The following is a 15,147-nucleotide window of genomic DNA, read 5'->3' on the forward strand; positions in this document are numbered from 1 at the left end:
TACGTAGTAGTATATAGTATNTGNTGATTTTTTATGCCCTTTTGGGCTTTTGAATGGAGGAAAATCACATGAAAATTATTAATATTGGAGTTTTAGCTCATGTTGATGCGGGAAAAACTACCTTAACAGAAAGCTTATTATATAACAGTGGAGCGATTACAGAATTAGGAAGCGTGGACAAAGGTACAACGAGGACGGATAATACGCTTTTAGAACGTCAGAGAGGAATTACAATTCAGACAGGAATAACCTCTTTTCAGTGGGAAAATACGAAGGTGAACATCATAGACACGCCAGGACATATGGATTTCTTAGCAGAAGTATATCGTTCATTATCAGTTTTAGATGGGGCAATTCTACTGATTTCTGCAAAAGATGGCGTACAAGCACAAACTCGTATATTATTTCATGCACTTAGGAAAATGGGGATTCCCACAATCTTTTTTATCAATAAGATTGACCAAAATGGAATTGATTTATCAACGGTTTATCAGGATATTAAAGAGAAACTTTCTGCCGAAATTGTAATCAAACAGAAGGTAGAACTGTATCCTAATATGTGTGTGACGAACTTTACCGAATCTGAACAATGGGATACGGTAATAGAGGGAAACGATGACCTTTTAGAGAAATATATGTCCGGTAAATCATTAGAAGCATTGGAACTCGAACAAGAGGAAAGCATAAGATTTCAGAATTGTTCTCTGTTCCCTCTTTATCATGGAAGTGCAAAAAGTAATATAGGGATTGATAACCTTATAGAAGTTATTACTAATAAATTTTATTCATCAACACATCGAGGTCCGTCTGAACTTTGCGGAAATGTTTTCAAAATTGAGTATTCGGAAAAAAGACAGCGTCTTGCATATATACGTCTTTATAGTGGCGTACTGCATTTGCGAGATTCGGTTAGAATATCGGAAAAGGAAAAAATAAAAATTACAGAAATGTATACTTCAATAAATGGTGAATTATGTAAAATCGATAAGGCTTATTCCGGGGAAATTGTTATTTTGCAGAATGAGTTTTTGAAGTTAAATAGTGTTCTTGGAGATACAAAGCTATTGCCACAGAGAGAGAGAATTGAAAATCCCCTCCCTCTGCTGCAAACGACTGTTGAACCGAGCAAACCTCAACAAAGGGAAATGTTACTTGATGCACTTTTAGAAATCTCCGACAGTGACCCGCTTCTGCGATATTATGTGGATTCTGCGACACATGAAATCATACTTTCTTTCTTAGGGAAAGTACAAATGGAAGTGACTTGTGCTCTGCTGCAAGAAAAGTATCATGTGGAGATAGAAATAAAAGAGCCTACAGTCATTTATATGGAAAGACCGTTAAAAAAAGCAGAGTATACCATTCACATCGAAGTTCCACCGAATCCTTTCTGGGCTTCCATTGGTTTATCTGTATCACCGCTTCCGTTGGGAAGTGGAATGCAGTATGAGAGCTCGGTTTCTCTTGGATACTTAAATCAATCATTTCAAAATGCAGTTATGGAAGGGATACGCTATGGCTGTGAACAAGGATTGTATGGTTGGAATGTGACGGACTGTAAAATCTGTTTTAAGTATGGCTTATACTATAGCCCTGTTAGTACCCCAGCAGATTTTCGGATGCTTGCTCCTATTGTATTGGAACAAGTCTTAAAAAAAGCTGGAACAGAATTGTTAGAGCCATATCTTAGTTTTAAAATTTATGCGCCACAGGAATATCTTTCACGAGCATACACCGATGCTCCTAAATATTGTGCGAACATCGTAGACACTCAATTGAAAAATAATGAGGTCATTCTTAGTGGAGAAATCCCTGCTCGGTGTATTCAAGAATATCGTAGTGATTTAACTTTCTTTACAAATGGACGTAGTGTTTGTTTAACAGAGTTAAAAGGGTACCATGTTACTACCGGTGAACCTGTTTGCCAGCCCCGTCGTCCAAATAGTCGGATAGATAAAGTACGATATATGTTCAATAAAATAACTTAGTGTATTTTATGTTGTTATATAAATATGGTTTCTTGTTAAATAAGATGAAATATTTTTTAATAAAGATTTGAATTAAAGTGTAAAGGAGGAGATAGTTATTATAAACTACAAGTGGATATTGTGTGCTGAGAGCTTTCTTCTATACTAATAGACGAAAGGGTGTGAAAATGATTTTTAAATGATACTGTGGAACGGAACAGTAGCCCTAGTATTGACTACTGTCGTTTCTATTCATATTGGCTATTCTAGGACTGAGATGAAAAAATCTATAAATGCTCAGAATAAAATTGAACCCGCAAATCTCCCCAAAACAATGGTGAGTCATGTACTTGTATTATTCCGAAAAAATACACCTCTGGTGCAGTGAGACAAATTGGTGTATCTTATAGTGGCTTCGTAGATGAAAGCTATACTCTACTATCACTCTTTGATGATGTAGAACAAATTGAAAAAGATAATAGACTTCAGACAGCTATTGATGTTGTCAGAGAACAGTTTGGTTTTTTAGCCATACAAAAAGGAACCGTCCTAACTGAAGGTTCCAGAAATATTGAACGCAGTAAACTTATCGGTGGTCATTCCGCGGGTGGATTGGAGGGATTAAAATGAAACAAGAAAAAAATACAGTACAATTTTCAGAAATCCGTAGCAAAGGATGTAATGATATTGAAATGCTTGAAAGATTTTTACATGGAATCGTTGAAACAGCAACTTCAAAACTTCGTCAGAGAAAACTCAAAACAACTGAAATATCGATACGACTAGTACATGCTAAATCTGAAAACCGATTACCATTGGAATTTACATTTAGCATTAAGCCAACAAGCTCATCTGTGATAATCTATACTGAGGTAATCAATCGCTTTAAAGAATGTTACACAGGTGGGGGAATTCAAGGTTTTACGATTCAATTTGATAAAAATACCCTTGCCTCTGCATAGAAAGGATTTGATATGATTGACCGTTCATATTTACCATTTCAATCAGCAAGAGAGTACCAGGATACAAAGATGCAAAAATGGATGGGCTTTTTCCTATCTGAACATGCATCAGCACTCTCTGATGATACAAACAAAGTAACGTACATGTCTGACTTATCACTAGAGAAGAAATTATTACTCCTCAGTCAAGTATACGCCGGGCAGCTACGCACACGCATTCAAGTGATTGAAAAAAACAAGCGTGTTTCCTACACTGGAACAATACCAAGTCTGACCAAAGATTTCATTTTGATAAAAACTACAACAGGTCACATCAATTTGAAATTAAAAGACATTATTAGTATTGAACTTGTCGAGGAGGTGCTCTATGAATCAGCTTGAGTTTCAGCGTAATCACCTACAAATGGACTATTATAGCGAGAGCTACCAAGATTTTGAACGTGACTTCTACCGCTACTCTAACATGAATATTCCATTGACCTTCCTAACTGATGATATCCTAAAAACAATGGCGACTTCACGTAAGAATTACTTTGTCCTCAATAAGGAAAAGTCCAGAGATAACCGCGATCACTTCTTCATATTTGAAGTAAGTACCGTAGATGAGAATCCGCTAATCTATCATTATACATATAAGAAAACTACAATATATTTAGCAGAAAAATAGGAGCAGTTCAATTGACTGTTCCTATTTTTAATATTCATAAAATCTAAAGTCTTTATACTCTTTAACAATGGAGTCGCCAACCAGAACAGACTATACTGACCAGCGACTACCTTAAATTTAATGTTTCAGATTTATTTTCTTATCTCTAATTTCATAAACTACATCTGCTACATTTTCGAGTAATCGTTTATCGTGGGTGATAAACACGATAGTTCCGGTGTACTCCTTCATTAGTATTTCCAAAGCCTCTAAACTTGGTATGTCAAGGAAGTTACTGGGTTCATCCATTATTAGGATGTTATATCTACCCATGAGCATTTTAGCAAGCAACAATTTTATAATTTCTCCACCGCTTAAAACAGATAAACTTTTTCCAATATCGTTCTGTTTGAACCCCATAGATGCTAGCACTGAACGAATTTCTGATATATTGTAGTCACAATCCTTCTGCATAAACTCCATAACATTCTGATTACTGTTGTACTTGTAACCATTCTGTGCAAAGTAACCTATTTTTGCCTTAGGCGAAATAGAAATTCCTTCTTCATGGTTTAAGATCATTTGGATTAAAGTTGTTTTTCCGATTCCATTACCACCAGTTAACGCCACTTTTGCTCCTAACGGAATTTGAAAAGATGCATTTTCAAACAGAGCCTTATCCCCAAATACTTTATTAATTTCTGCACCGACTATAGGGTATGGATTATGGAGCTCCAATGCTTTACTTTGCCTGAAACGAATTCTGCGAATGCCTTCCGGAGCTTCTACTTTTCCTAAGGCCGCAATCCTGTGCTCTAGGGTTTTAGCAGCATTATACATCTTTTTTTCCTTACTTCCTATTGATTTTTGATGAGCTAAACGCCCTCCGTCTTCAGTACTTTTTTTCTTTGAAGAACCTTTTGCCTTCTGTTCTATTTTACGAGCCTGTTTTCGCTTTTCCTCCGCAGCCCTTTCCAATCGGGCACGTTCCGCAATAAATTGTTCGTATTCTGCAGCTTGGCTCTTACGTTCTTCCTCTTTCTGACGAAGATAATCAGAATAGTTTCCCCAATACTCAGTGATTTTGCCATCTTTCAGTTCCCATATTTTATCTACTATTTCATCAAGAAAATAGCGGTCATGGCTAATAACTAACAGTGCACCTGTAAAATATTTTAGCTGTCCTATTAGAAAATCAATTCCTTCACGGTCTAAATGGCTCGTAGGTTCATCCGCTAAAATACCATGAACCTGTGCCGATAAGGCCTGTGCTATTTTAAGCCTTGTTTCTTCACCACCGCTCATAGTCTGTATATTTAATTGCTCAACACCTAGCTTGCCTACAAGTGCAAAATCTTTTTCCTCCTGCAGAGTTACTTCGTCCAACTGGGGAATATAGGCAAGTTCACCCAGACGATTCATTTTACATCCTGGGGGAGTTAATTCTCCTAAAAGTACCCTGAGTAAAGTGCTTTTTCCAGCACCATTTGCTCCTACTAAACCAATACGGTCATAATCATATACTTCTAATTCATTTATATCTAAAACATCGCGTCCTTTGAATTCCACACGAATGTCTTTTGCTTTTAATATTAATTCCATAACATTTCCTCCTGTCTATAATCGCATGCTTTCATTTGTTTGTATGCAGGGAAAACCCTGCGATTTTAGCAGGAAGAGTTACATGAAAATAAGATACATAAATATTCCTCCAATATTGTTTATTTTAAATCTAATTTTCTAACCTCAGTTATCATTTGGCAAACTATAGCAATGCCAATAATTAAAATACCTGATAGTAAAAACCAATGATTTACACCGATTTTATCAGCAAAGAATCCAGAAAGAATTAACCCAATTGGCATAGCAAGTGACATGATACTTCCGATCAAAGAAAATACACGTCCTAAATATTCAGGCTTAATTTTCTCCTGAAAAAGAGCTGTTTGCACACCGCTATAAAATGGCACCGAAAGCCCCATTATTGCACAGCAAACTACGAATATTACAAATCCATTTGGAGGAAGTATTCCCGAAACGGCTAAACTGGTCCCCATTATAAAAAATGAACTTGTTATTAGTAATACATGCTTTTCGAAGCCCCCTAATCTTCCTAATAATAAGCCTCCTGCTAGCATCCCAAATGCAAAGGAAATTTCCGTAATAGAAATATGCACAGGCGTTCCATTAAAGTGTTCCATGCTTATTAAAGGAAATAGTGCATTGATTGGCATATAAACAAAAGTATATAGTGTTCCTAAGAGTAATAAGGCAAACAATCCTTTGTTTTGTCTCAGAACCACAACTCCTTCTTTCATCTCCCTTATGAAATTTGGTTCTAAACTTTGCACTTGATTACCCAGCTTAGGTATACGTACAATTGCTACCGTAATAGATGCAATCACAGCACCCAATACGTCGATGGCAATAATAGCATTTAAATCCCAAACGGAGTATAAGAGTGCTGCAACTGCCGGACTAACAATATAGCTTATAGACTGCAAAGACTGACTATAGCCTGCGCATTTCGTTAGCTGTTCTTCTGGTACTAAAAGTGGTGTAACCGCATTGAGTGCTGGGGTATGAAAAGCTGTTCCAATGCTACGGATAAACAATACTATCATAATCATCCAGACAGGTAGCTCCATACAGAATGCAACAATAGCAAGCACTGCACCAGCTGCTGCGATAATTAAATCGGCACCAATCATTATCTTCTTCCTATCATGACGATCCACTAGCACACCAATGGCAGGTCCCAAAATCGCATAGGGTAAAAAACCTACTAATGAAGCCATAGACAAGACCATCGCAGATCCTGTTTTTTCTGTAAGGTAAAAAATAATCGCCATTTGCAGGATGGCACTAGTGATTAATGATACTGCTTGCCCTGCCCATATTGCATAAAATTTTCGTTTCCAATTGTTGTATTTTTCCATTTATATTATCTCCTGCATATTATTTTGCTTGAATTTCTATTTTGAATAGCATTCTAGGCAATAAAAAATGCAGGCCAAACCCCACAATGTGGCTTTTGGTCTGCATACATACAATTTGGAAACATTCATATTAAAGACATAGTTAAATAAAGGTATAGTTAAATAACCAATATCCTCACCGTAACTAATGAATGCTCAATATCGTATAAATAAGCACAACAAAAAAGCCTATCATCGGGTATAGATTCTGCTTTTTTTATTGCCAGCTTATCTTAAACGCATTGAGGCTGTCATAGTTTCGGTTCCTCCTACATCTTTGTTTATATCAATTTATAGTATAACACAACAAGATGATATGTTCAATATAAAAGTTATGGAATGAGACTCATACTTCCAATTCGATGCCAGATTTAAAGGATATGACGAAGTTTTCTTCATAGACTGTAACGCTCTGGATTATCTTCCTTAGTAGCAAGCGATTAGCTTTCACAAAATCTTCTGTTTGTAGTTTTAAAAATTCATCAGGATTTTCTAACTCAACCTCAAAATATTTCATTTTACATTCCCTCATTTCATTTATTGATAAATTGAGTTTGCAAAAAAGAGTGGACAATTTTTGTCTACTCTTAACCTTTAAAATAGTTTTTTTTAATCGATTTGAAGTTGCCTAAATTATTACTTATTCGGTAAAATGAAGTATTGCTTTCAACAGATTTCCTTCAACTACACTTCACTTGATTCAAACAAGGTGGGTACATTTCTATTCCCACAAACTCCTTGTCAATGGAAACAAACACGTACCCACAGGGTAAATGGAAATAGAAACTGATAATTTCTAGCTATCACTTCTACTCATTCCAAAAATTTTCTCACTCTGATACTTACCCACCATAAAGCAAAAAGCCTTGCAATCAAGGCTTTCATTATCCCTTTCGTTCAAAGGTTTCTAAGCTTTTACGAGCAGAGCGACACACTCAGCGGTTCGCTATCTCCGTTCTGTCTGCGTGCTAGCACTTGTCAATCACGGACAGCTATCGCATGGGCGGAAGTAAATGCTAATCTTCGTCGTTTTACTCCTTGACTAGCAAACTTACCGCCTCAACATGTCCTGTATGTGGAAATAAAACACGATTAAAGATAAGGGAAGATACTGAATTAAAAAAATTCCCCCTCTATTGTCCGAAATGCAGACAAGAAAATTTAATTGAAATAAAGCAGTTCAAAGTAACTGTGATTACAGAGCCAGACGCAAAGACGCAGAGCCGATAAAATGAGATTAATACAATCTCATTTTATCGGCTCTTTCCGTTATGTATGGATTCTTTTAATTAGTCTTCGATGTTTCTTGCTTCGTTGATACCGCTGGCTAAAGATTCCATTAAGGATAGTTCTTTGTCTGTAAAGCTATCCATGTATTTCTCTATCTGTAATCGTCGGGTGCTTTTTACCAAGTTATTAGCAGGTAAGAAAAATTCATCAACGGAAACATGAAGTAACGATACAAGGTCATAAAGAACTTGTATGCTGGGGTGTTGCCCTTTATTTTCAATATTAGTTAAGTACCGTGGGTCAATTTCAATCAATGCTCCCACTTGTTCACGAGTTAAACCTCGTTTCAATCGAGCTTCTTTAATGGCTAAACCAAAGGCTCTAAAATCATATTTATCTTCTTTTTTACGCATAGTAGACCACCTCTATACATTTTATTGTTCCTACTGAATTAAAAACAGGTATAGAAAAACGTGTTATATGGTTTATAGGTTTATATTTAATAAAAAGCACTACTAAACGCCAATAAAAAAAACCGTTATATGGTAGTGCTATTTACGCTGTTAAAATATTGTATATTACTTCCAAATGGCGGTTTGTTGGAGGTCAACGTCGCCATGAAGTACATCATATACAATAAATTTCCTTACATTGGGTTCTTGTCAAAAAAAGTCGTCTATCTGCAATAGATAAGTACGTCCACCAATGTGGTTTTATAAATCATATAGATAGAATAACAGAAGCATGTAAACAGAGAAATAAATCTGTTTATATGCTTTTTTGGCTATTCAGAACTTTTTTACAAAGTTTATTTATCAGTAATGCAACAAATCCCCCTTTCACATTGGGACTAAGAGTGAAAGGAGATAAACGAGCAAGGCTCACTTCCTTTCCTAGACAGAAAGGGGGTGAGAAACATGAAACCATCTTCTTTTCAGACCACAATAGAAAATCAGTTTGACTATATCTGTAAACGTGCTATGGAAGACGAGCGAAAGAATTATATGCTTTATCTTTCAAGGATTGCAAAGCGTGAGGTGTCCTTTTCGGATGTTGGCGATTATCTTGTTAGCCAGTTTGCGACAACAGATAACTATTCAACTGACTTTCAGATTTTTACACTCAATGGGTTATCAGTAGGCGTTGAAAATGATTTGTTGAGTGAAGCATTACGTGAGTTGCCAGACAAGAAACGTGAAATTCTACTGCTGTTTTACTTTATGGACATGAGCGATTCAGAAATTGCAGACCTGTTGAAATTGAACCGTTCTACTGTCTATCGGCATAGAACCAGTGGACTAGCCTTAATTAAAAAGTTTATGGAGGAATTTGAAGAATGAAAACACAATATCCTATGATTCCCTTTCCTCTCATTGTAAAGGCAACAGATGGCGATACCGAAGCGATTAACCAGATTCTACATCATTACAGAGGGTACATAACGAAGCGTTCCCTACGACTTATGAAAGATGAATATGGCAATCAAAGTATGGTCGTTGATGAAGTCTTACGTGGAAGAATGGAAACCAGACTGATTACAAAGATTTTGTCATTTGAAATTAAGTAATATCCTCTCTCCTTTCGTGGAAGCGTGCTAAACCATTCCACGCTTCCCGAACAGGGAGGTTTGTTATTCCACCAAAGCATATTGAGCTTTCAATGTGTTTTGATAGGCTAACGAGCCATTGTTCTTTGAAAACTGAATAAAAGTAATCGAATACGTTTCGATAAGAAAAGAGCCAACGGAACTAACCGCCATGACCTATCTTATAAAGATAGCGAGCGATTCATGTTAGTGATCCGAGAAGCAATCTTTAGCAGGATTGCCTGCAACGACATTCTTATCGTGATAATGATACTCCCATACAGTCAATAGTCCGAGCGTGATAAAACCGTCGCAGGCAATGAGTATGGCTACATGAGAACCATGCAGGGGTGGAACTCCCGTGAGCTTTGCTAAAGCTGTTCGATTGCTGGTAAAACAACTTTTATGAAATCCAAATAAGTGATTTGGAAAGGAGGATTTTATGAAGCAGACTGACATTCCTATTTGGGAACGTTATACCCTAACCATTGAAGAAGCGTCAAAATATTTTCGTATTGGCGAAAACAAGCTACGACGCTTGGCAGAGGAAAATAAAAATGCAAATTGGCTGATTATGAATGGCAATCGTATTCAGATTAAACGAAAACAATTTGAAAAAATTATAGATACATTGGACGCAATCTAGCGTCGCCAAAGGGTCTTGTATATGATAAAATAGTATTAAGTCGTATCAAGGCTCTTTCCATAAAGGAAAGGAGCAAATGCCATGTCAGAAAAAAGACGTGACAATAAAGGTCGAATCTTAAAGACTGGAGAGAGCCAACGAAAAGACGGAAGATACTTATACAAATATATAGATTCATTTGGAGAACCGCAATTTGTTTACTCGTGGAAACTTGTGGCTACAGACCTAGTACCAGCAGGAAAGCGTGATTGTATCTCACTTAGAGAGAAAATCGCAGAGTTACAGAAAGACATTCATGATGGTATTGATGTTGTAGGAAAGAAAATGACACTCTGCCAGCTTTACGCAAAACAGAACGCTCAAAGACCAAAGGTTAGAAAAAACACTGAAACTGGACGCAAATATCTTATGGATATTTTGAAGAAAGACAAGTTAGGTGTAAGAAGTATTGACAGTATTAAGCCATCAGACGCTAAAGAATGGGCTATTAGAATGAGTGAAAATGGTTATGCTTATCAAACCATCAATAACTACAAACGTTCTTTAAAGGCTTCATTCTATATTGCTATACAAGATGATTGTGTTCGGAAGAATCCATTTGACTTTCAACTGAAAGCAGTTCTTGATGATGATACTGTCCCTAAGACCGTACTAACAGAAGAACAGGAAGAAAAACTGTTAGCCTTTGCAAAAGCTGATAAAACCTACAGCAAAAATTATGATGAAATTCTGATACTCTTAAAAACAGGTCTTCGTATTTCAGAGTTTGGTGGTTTGACACTTCCAGATTTAGATTTTGAGAATCGTCTTGTCAATATAGACCATCAGCTATTGAGAGATACTGAAATTGGGTACTACATTGAAACACCAAAGACCAAAAGTGGCGAACGTCAAGTTCCTATGGTTGAAGAAGCCTATCAAGCATTTAAGCGAGTGTTAGCGAATCGAAAGAATGATAAGCGTGTTGAGATTGATGGATATAGTGATTTCCTCTTTCTTAATAGAAAGAACTATCCAAAAGTGGCAAGTGATTACAACGGCATGATGAAAGGTCTTGTTAAGAAATACAATAAGTATAACGAGGATAAATTGCCACACATCACTCCACATAGTTTGCGACATACATTCTGTACCAACTATGCAAATGCAGGAATGAATCCAAAGGCATTACAGTACATTATGGGACATGCTAATATAGCCATGACGCTGAACTATTACGCACATGCAACATTCGATTCTGCAATGGCAGAAATGAAACGCTTGAATAAAGAGAAGCAACAGGAGCGTCTTGTTGCTTAGTAGTACAAATGAATTTACTACTTATTTACCACTTCTGACAGCTAAGACATGAGGAAATATGCAAAGAAACGTGAAGTATCTTCCTACAGTAAAAATACTCGAAAGCACATAGAATAAGGCTTTACGAGCATTTAAGAAAATATAAAAAGATAATTAGAAATTTATACTTTGTTTACTGTTAAAATTTCTATTTCCTCTGAATCTCGAATAAAGGTCTTCAGCGAACTAAGAATTTTTTTCTATTACCTTAATAGTATCATAAATGAGGCTTGATTGAAAGCGTAAACATAGCTTTGATAAGTGATACAACTATTCTATACAAAATTTAAACATAAAACTTAGGTATACTTAATAAATGAGAATTTAAGTTAGCTATAACGAAGATAGTAGCATATGTAAAACTCTAAGCAGGCAGAGCCTGCTAACTCATGACAGAAAAAGATGTTTAGCCTATAGTGCTGTCATTAAAAAATCCTCACACATCACGCAAGGAAATCGCTAAATAAAACAGGCTTTGACCATGTCGGGATTAATTGCAGCACATTCCAAGGATCCAGCTTTTTCTTTTTTTTATAATCGAATTTCCCAAAGAGTAAGCAAGATGAAGGCCGTCATTGCTTATGCTCATAAGATTCTCAGAATCATTTACAAACTACTTTCCGCCAAGCATACTTATCAAAAAGAGAAGGGGCTAGGACTGAGGAAACAGTTCTAACGCCAAAACTAAAAAATTTCAATTACACGCTAGTACAGGAATTGATTTTTTACGCTTTCTTACTGTTTTTCCAAATAAAAAAGATGACTTACTGAACCTGTAAGCCACCTAATCAGTCGGTTTATTCTGGTGTCTGCCACCGCTTGGCCCGTACGTCCAAGATTGCTATCGGATTTTGTTCTGGTGTCCGCCACCGCTTGGCCCTTATGTCCAAGATTACTATCAGATTGACCATGAGCCGACCACTCATTTATAGACATATTGTATCTTTAAATAGCTACAATTTCAAGTGTAAACTCTTCTATTTGGTCGTATAAGCAAAACTGATGGCACTATCTGCTTGAGAGATTTTTCTAAAGGTATAGTTAGGGTTGCCCCCATAGTTGGTTTCAGACACAAGGAAAGAACCATCATCATAGACCTTCTCTACAAAAGCCACATGACCATAGCTGGCTGGTGTACCATGTGTACCTCCTACAAAAGAAACAATAGCACCTGCTCTTGGTGTAGAGCCCGTTTCCCCACCAAGACTTGAAGCTGTCGCAACCCAGTCTTGACCATTTCCCATGGTATTAATGATTGAAATCTTTTCTCCATTTCTACCTTTTAATTTTAAGCCTAACTGGTTCATACGAGCCGCAACACCCCATGTACATTGTCCATAAGCATAGGCCATACCATCTCCACCACCAGGAACAGAATGATCATACAAGTCCCCACGAACCCCTTCAAGGGATTGTGGATCACTTTTTGCCTGTCCTCCATTTGTTTGACTAAAGCCTTTTTCAATTTGGTAATACCATTCCGTTGCTCTGGTTTGTCTTTCCAGTAGTTTGTCACCAGAATTTCCCTCCCAATAGGTCAGAAAGAGTTGGGCCAGATTGACTGCACTGCCTGTATTTTTAAAGAAATCCTTTAACCAACTTTGATAGTAAGGACTATCCCCATGAAGCATAAAATCAAGTTGTAGGTCTAAATCATACCATTTCTTATTTTGGGTGCGTGCATAATTTAACAAGGCTGTATGCCGTGTTGACCCATCTGCGGTATCTGTCCATTGCCCTAAACCTAGACCTCTATGAAGAATATTAGGATAAGCACCACTATAAATGGCTGGACCTCCAATCGCTAACCAGCTTTCATCATCCCATGAGGAATCGGTAGCGCCAACAGGAGGAGTTAAATAATCTCCTTCAGCTCGTTTAGGATTAATAGAAGACTCTACCGACCAATTTCCTAAAATTGCCGCAATGGCTTGGGGACTTGCCCCTTGAGATTTCAAAAACTCATAAATATGTTTTGCTCGTTCAAACTCATCCCCACCAAACTGACCAATGGCTGGTAAGATAGTGGTCTGAAGTTGAATGACTTTTGGAAAATAAAATTGCGGATTGACATACACAAATTTTTCTTTCTTGTTTTTATACTTTTGATAGGAAACTTTCAAACCTGTATCGTCTGGTGTTTCACCAATAATATCACCCGTTAGGACTCTTGTCCCCTCAATCGCACGGCCATTATGAATAGAATACAAGGTCAATCGACTCTCATTCTCTCCTTTTCCGTTAGTGAGAATAACATCATCTCCGTCTAGAGATACAACACCATCCATTGGTGCGACAATTGTTTGGTGAGCCTTCGCTTCTAGTAGAATATACTCCTGAAGAGTAGGTTTTCCGTCTAAATCATAGTATCCATAACGATAAGTCATGGTTAGACTATCTTCGTTGCTTTTCCCCTCAAATGGATTGTCCAATTCCTGCATGGAAGCATAGACACCCTCTTCTTTTAGTTCCTTTATTTCCTCTTGATCGTCTTTCGATAGTTTATACTTAGGAGTTTCATAGAGGTCTTGCATGGATTTCAAATCATCCCCATCGTTTAAATCATGCCACAAAGTAGACAGATAATCCTTGTAAGATTCTGAACTAAATAAGTGAACTGGTTTGTGTAACTCATAGTCATGGAATTTAAAGTTCATATAGCCCATCACATCATCAACTTTTGTGTAATAAGTAATTCCTTTGTCATTTGTGCGAGTATGTTCTGCATCTTCCCAAGTTAGGTGGGTATAAGCTTTTGTTAATTCAAATTCATCTTGTTGAATCAAACTAGCAGATGAAAATCCTAAAAAGAAGCTCATTATAAGTAAAAGAAGAAAGACTATTCCTCCAACTATCCAGGTTACAAGATTTCCAGCCGCAAATGTAAAGAAGGAAAAGGCTGCTTTTAGTTTTTGATAGATATTTCGGACACTTGTAAGACCTTGTTTCTTTAATTTTCGAAACCGATTTTTAAAAGAACTTGGGTTATCTTTCGCTAGTTTCCATCCTTTTCCATCCTTAAAATGATGGTATCGCTCTTTTGTGTTGGTCAGTCTTTTCTTGGTAAAACGACCTGTTGCTTGTCCTGTTTTGACACTAGCTTTTCCAAGGTTATAAGAAAGGCGACTGTAGCGTTTTCCTTTTCTAATTGTCTCTTGAAGTGTGTGATAACCTTCTAAATCTTCATTTTCTGAAGCTAACTCTCCACCTTCACGTCCAAGGACATAAAGAAAAGTTTTGGCTTTCCTACTGACTTTTTTGGACTTATAGACTTGTTTAGTAGATTTTAGATTCTCTTTTGCGGCCTTGACTTCTTTCTTAGCTTTTAATTCTTCTAAACTCTTCCCTTGAAAGAAAAAATTAGATTTATGTTTCGATTCCTGACCGTAGAAAAATTTTTGATTGGTTTTTCTTTCTTTACGACTCTCTTTTCTTTCTTCTTTTGCTTCTACCTTTGCTTCCTTAAATTGCTTCTTGGCTATTTTCAATCGTTTCCTAGCATGAGGCAACCGTCTGTCTCTTAATTCTTTGCGATTTAAAAGAGATGGAGGACTATTTTGAAGAATATGATTGTAGTCTTCATTTGCTTGTTTTACTCTAGCCTTTGAAGCTTCTCTCATCTCCTCTAGCTTTTCTTTTATCTCTTTTTTCCATGCTTTTTCATCCAGTCCAGCGGAATCTTTTTTCTGTTTCCTCACCTCCTTCTTTCCTTGTTTCAAGAATTTCTTCTCATCTTTTAGACTTCTTCTAAATGCCTTTCGGGCACGTATGATTTCTCTTTTATCCTTCATTTAC

16 protein-coding genes are annotated in these 15,147 nt (G+C 36.8%); 10 read left to right on the plus strand and 6 right to left on the minus strand.

The features are described from left to right. Positions 1–68: 68 nt before the first annotated feature. The 5 genes from tet(M) (at position 69) to HMPREF0851_RS06620 (ending at position 3,596) form a co-directional block, all read left to right on the plus strand. Entirely contained in the window at positions 69–1,988 is a 1,920-nt protein-coding gene (gene tet(M) / locus HMPREF0851_RS06605) for a tetracycline resistance ribosomal protection protein Tet(M) (protein ID WP_000691735.1), read from the plus strand. A gap of 363 nt (positions 1,989–2,351) precedes the next feature. After that, positions 2,352–2,597 carry a hypothetical protein gene (locus tag HMPREF0851_RS0103755; protein WP_001813542.1) on the plus strand — a complete coding sequence of 82 codons (246 nt, stop codon included), beginning with the start codon at positions 2,352–2,354 and terminating at the stop codon, positions 2,595–2,597. After that, the gene (locus HMPREF0851_RS06610; RefSeq protein WP_000806926.1) at positions 2,594–2,929 is read left to right on the plus strand and encodes a hypothetical protein; all 336 of its coding nucleotides are present in this window, start codon (positions 2,594–2,596) and stop codon (positions 2,927–2,929) included. Before HMPREF0851_RS0103755 ends, HMPREF0851_RS06610 begins: the two co-directional genes overlap by 4 nt. Before the next feature lie 12 nt (positions 2,930–2,941). After that, the gene (locus tag HMPREF0851_RS06615; protein WP_000567222.1) at positions 2,942–3,310 is read left to right on the plus strand and encodes a hypothetical protein; all 369 of its coding nucleotides are present in this window, start codon (positions 2,942–2,944) and stop codon (positions 3,308–3,310) included. Further along, positions 3,297–3,596 carry a DUF5960 family protein gene (locus HMPREF0851_RS06620; protein WP_001072467.1) on the plus strand — a complete coding sequence of 100 codons (300 nt, stop codon included), beginning with the start codon at positions 3,297–3,299 and terminating at the stop codon, positions 3,594–3,596. Before HMPREF0851_RS06615 ends, HMPREF0851_RS06620 begins: the two co-directional genes overlap by 14 nt. A 117-nt stretch (positions 3,597–3,713) precedes the next feature. Here the strand turns inward: HMPREF0851_RS06620 and msr(D) are convergent, their stop codons facing one another. From msr(D) to HMPREF0851_RS06635, 3 genes are all read right to left on the minus strand, one after another. Continuing rightward, the gene (msr(D), locus tag HMPREF0851_RS06625; protein ID WP_000420313.1) at positions 3,714–5,177 is read right to left on the minus strand and encodes an ABC-F type ribosomal protection protein Msr(D); all 1,464 of its coding nucleotides are present in this window, start codon (positions 5,175–5,177) and stop codon (positions 3,714–3,716) included. A 119-nt stretch (positions 5,178–5,296) separates the two neighbouring features. Continuing rightward, positions 5,297–6,514 carry a macrolide efflux MFS transporter Mef(A) gene (gene mef(A), locus HMPREF0851_RS06630; RefSeq protein WP_000417519.1) on the minus strand — a complete coding sequence of 406 codons (1,218 nt, stop codon included), beginning with the start codon at positions 6,512–6,514 and terminating at the stop codon, positions 5,297–5,299. Between the two features lie 385 nt (positions 6,515–6,899). Continuing rightward, positions 6,900–7,070: a hypothetical protein gene (locus tag HMPREF0851_RS06635; protein WP_000873143.1), complete on the minus strand. Its 171-nt coding sequence runs from the start codon at positions 7,068–7,070 to the stop codon at positions 6,900–6,902. A 521-nt stretch (positions 7,071–7,591) separates the two neighbouring features. Between HMPREF0851_RS06635 and HMPREF0851_RS15575 the strand changes: the two genes are divergently transcribed. After that, the gene (locus tag HMPREF0851_RS15575; RefSeq protein WP_001860868.1) at positions 7,592–7,783 is read left to right on the plus strand and encodes a cysteine-rich KTR domain-containing protein; all 192 of its coding nucleotides are present in this window, start codon (positions 7,592–7,594) and stop codon (positions 7,781–7,783) included. Between the two features lie 59 nt (positions 7,784–7,842). Here the strand turns inward: HMPREF0851_RS15575 and HMPREF0851_RS06645 are convergent, their stop codons facing one another. Continuing rightward, positions 7,843–8,196: a helix-turn-helix transcriptional regulator gene (locus tag HMPREF0851_RS06645; protein WP_001227347.1), complete on the minus strand. Its 354-nt coding sequence runs from the start codon at positions 8,194–8,196 to the stop codon at positions 7,843–7,845. Between the two features lie 504 nt (positions 8,197–8,700). On the opposite strand from HMPREF0851_RS06645, the gene HMPREF0851_RS06650 reads away from it, so the two are divergent. Both HMPREF0851_RS06650 and HMPREF0851_RS06655 read left to right on the plus strand, forming a co-directional pair. Next, entirely contained in the window at positions 8,701–9,123 is a 423-nt protein-coding gene (locus HMPREF0851_RS06650; RefSeq protein ID WP_000804885.1) for a sigma-70 family RNA polymerase sigma factor, read from the plus strand. Continuing rightward, positions 9,120–9,350: a helix-turn-helix domain-containing protein gene (locus tag HMPREF0851_RS06655; RefSeq protein WP_000857133.1), complete on the plus strand. Its 231-nt coding sequence runs from the start codon at positions 9,120–9,122 to the stop codon at positions 9,348–9,350. Before HMPREF0851_RS06650 ends, HMPREF0851_RS06655 begins: the two co-directional genes overlap by 4 nt. Positions 9,351–9,575: 225 nt before the next feature. Here the strand turns inward: HMPREF0851_RS06655 and HMPREF0851_RS16425 are convergent, their stop codons facing one another. After that, entirely contained in the window at positions 9,576–9,827 is a 252-nt protein-coding gene (locus HMPREF0851_RS16425; protein ID WP_001845478.1) for a hypothetical protein, read from the minus strand. On the opposite strand from HMPREF0851_RS16425, the gene HMPREF0851_RS06660 reads away from it, so the two are divergent. Then, positions 9,811–10,014: an excisionase gene (locus HMPREF0851_RS06660; protein WP_000814511.1), complete on the plus strand. Its 204-nt coding sequence runs from the start codon at positions 9,811–9,813 to the stop codon at positions 10,012–10,014. The two genes, HMPREF0851_RS16425 and HMPREF0851_RS06660, sit on opposite strands and share 17 nt — an antisense overlap. Positions 10,015–10,095: 81 nt before the next feature. Next, a complete protein-coding gene (locus HMPREF0851_RS06665) occupies positions 10,096–11,313 on the plus strand; it encodes a tyrosine-type recombinase/integrase (RefSeq protein ID WP_001291557.1) in 1,218 nt (405 codons plus the stop codon). A 1,016-nt stretch (positions 11,314–12,329) separates the two neighbouring features. On the opposite strand, the gene HMPREF0851_RS06675 is transcribed toward HMPREF0851_RS06665, so the two are convergent. Next, positions 12,330–15,143 carry a phage tail tip lysozyme gene (locus HMPREF0851_RS06675; RefSeq protein ID WP_000653458.1) on the minus strand — a complete coding sequence of 938 codons (2,814 nt, stop codon included), beginning with the start codon at positions 15,141–15,143 and terminating at the stop codon, positions 12,330–12,332. Positions 15,144–15,147: the final 4 nt, after the last annotated feature.

Origin of the sequence: Streptococcus sp. M334, assembly GCF_000187745.1 — a bacterium.
Taxonomy (GTDB): Bacteria; Bacillota; Bacilli; order Lactobacillales; family Streptococcaceae; genus Streptococcus.

Bases quoted from the DNA above. Each gene is read 5' to 3' on its own strand.
- HMPREF0851_RS06610 (WP_000806926.1), top strand. From the start codon at position 2,594: ATGAAACAAGAAAAAAATACAGTACAATTTTCAGAAATCCGTAGCAAA.
- HMPREF0851_RS06615 (WP_000567222.1), top strand. From the start codon at position 2,942: ATGATTGACCGTTCATATTTACCATTTCAATCAGCAAGAGAGTACCAG.
- HMPREF0851_RS06620 (WP_001072467.1), top strand. From the start codon at position 3,297: ATGAATCAGCTTGAGTTTCAGCGTAATCACCTACAAATGGACTATTAT.
- HMPREF0851_RS06635 (WP_000873143.1), bottom strand. From the start codon at position 7,070: ATGAAATATTTTGAGGTTGAGTTAGAAAATCCTGATGAATTTTTAAAA.
- HMPREF0851_RS06645 (WP_001227347.1), bottom strand. From the start codon at position 8,196: ATGCGTAAAAAAGAAGATAAATATGATTTTAGAGCCTTTGGTTTAGCC.
- HMPREF0851_RS06650 (WP_000804885.1), top strand. From the start codon at position 8,701: ATGAAACCATCTTCTTTTCAGACCACAATAGAAAATCAGTTTGACTAT.
- HMPREF0851_RS06655 (WP_000857133.1), top strand. From the start codon at position 9,120: ATGAAAACACAATATCCTATGATTCCCTTTCCTCTCATTGTAAAGGCA.
- HMPREF0851_RS06660 (WP_000814511.1), top strand. From the start codon at position 9,811: ATGAAGCAGACTGACATTCCTATTTGGGAACGTTATACCCTAACCATT.
- HMPREF0851_RS16425 (WP_001845478.1), bottom strand. From the start codon at position 9,827: ATGTCAGTCTGCTTCATAAAATCCTCCTTTCCAAATCACTTATTTGGA.
- HMPREF0851_RS06665 (WP_001291557.1), top strand. From the start codon at position 10,096: ATGTCAGAAAAAAGACGTGACAATAAAGGTCGAATCTTAAAGACTGGA.
- HMPREF0851_RS06675 (WP_000653458.1), bottom strand. From the start codon at position 15,143: ATGAAGGATAAAAGAGAAATCATACGTGCCCGAAAGGCATTTAGAAGA.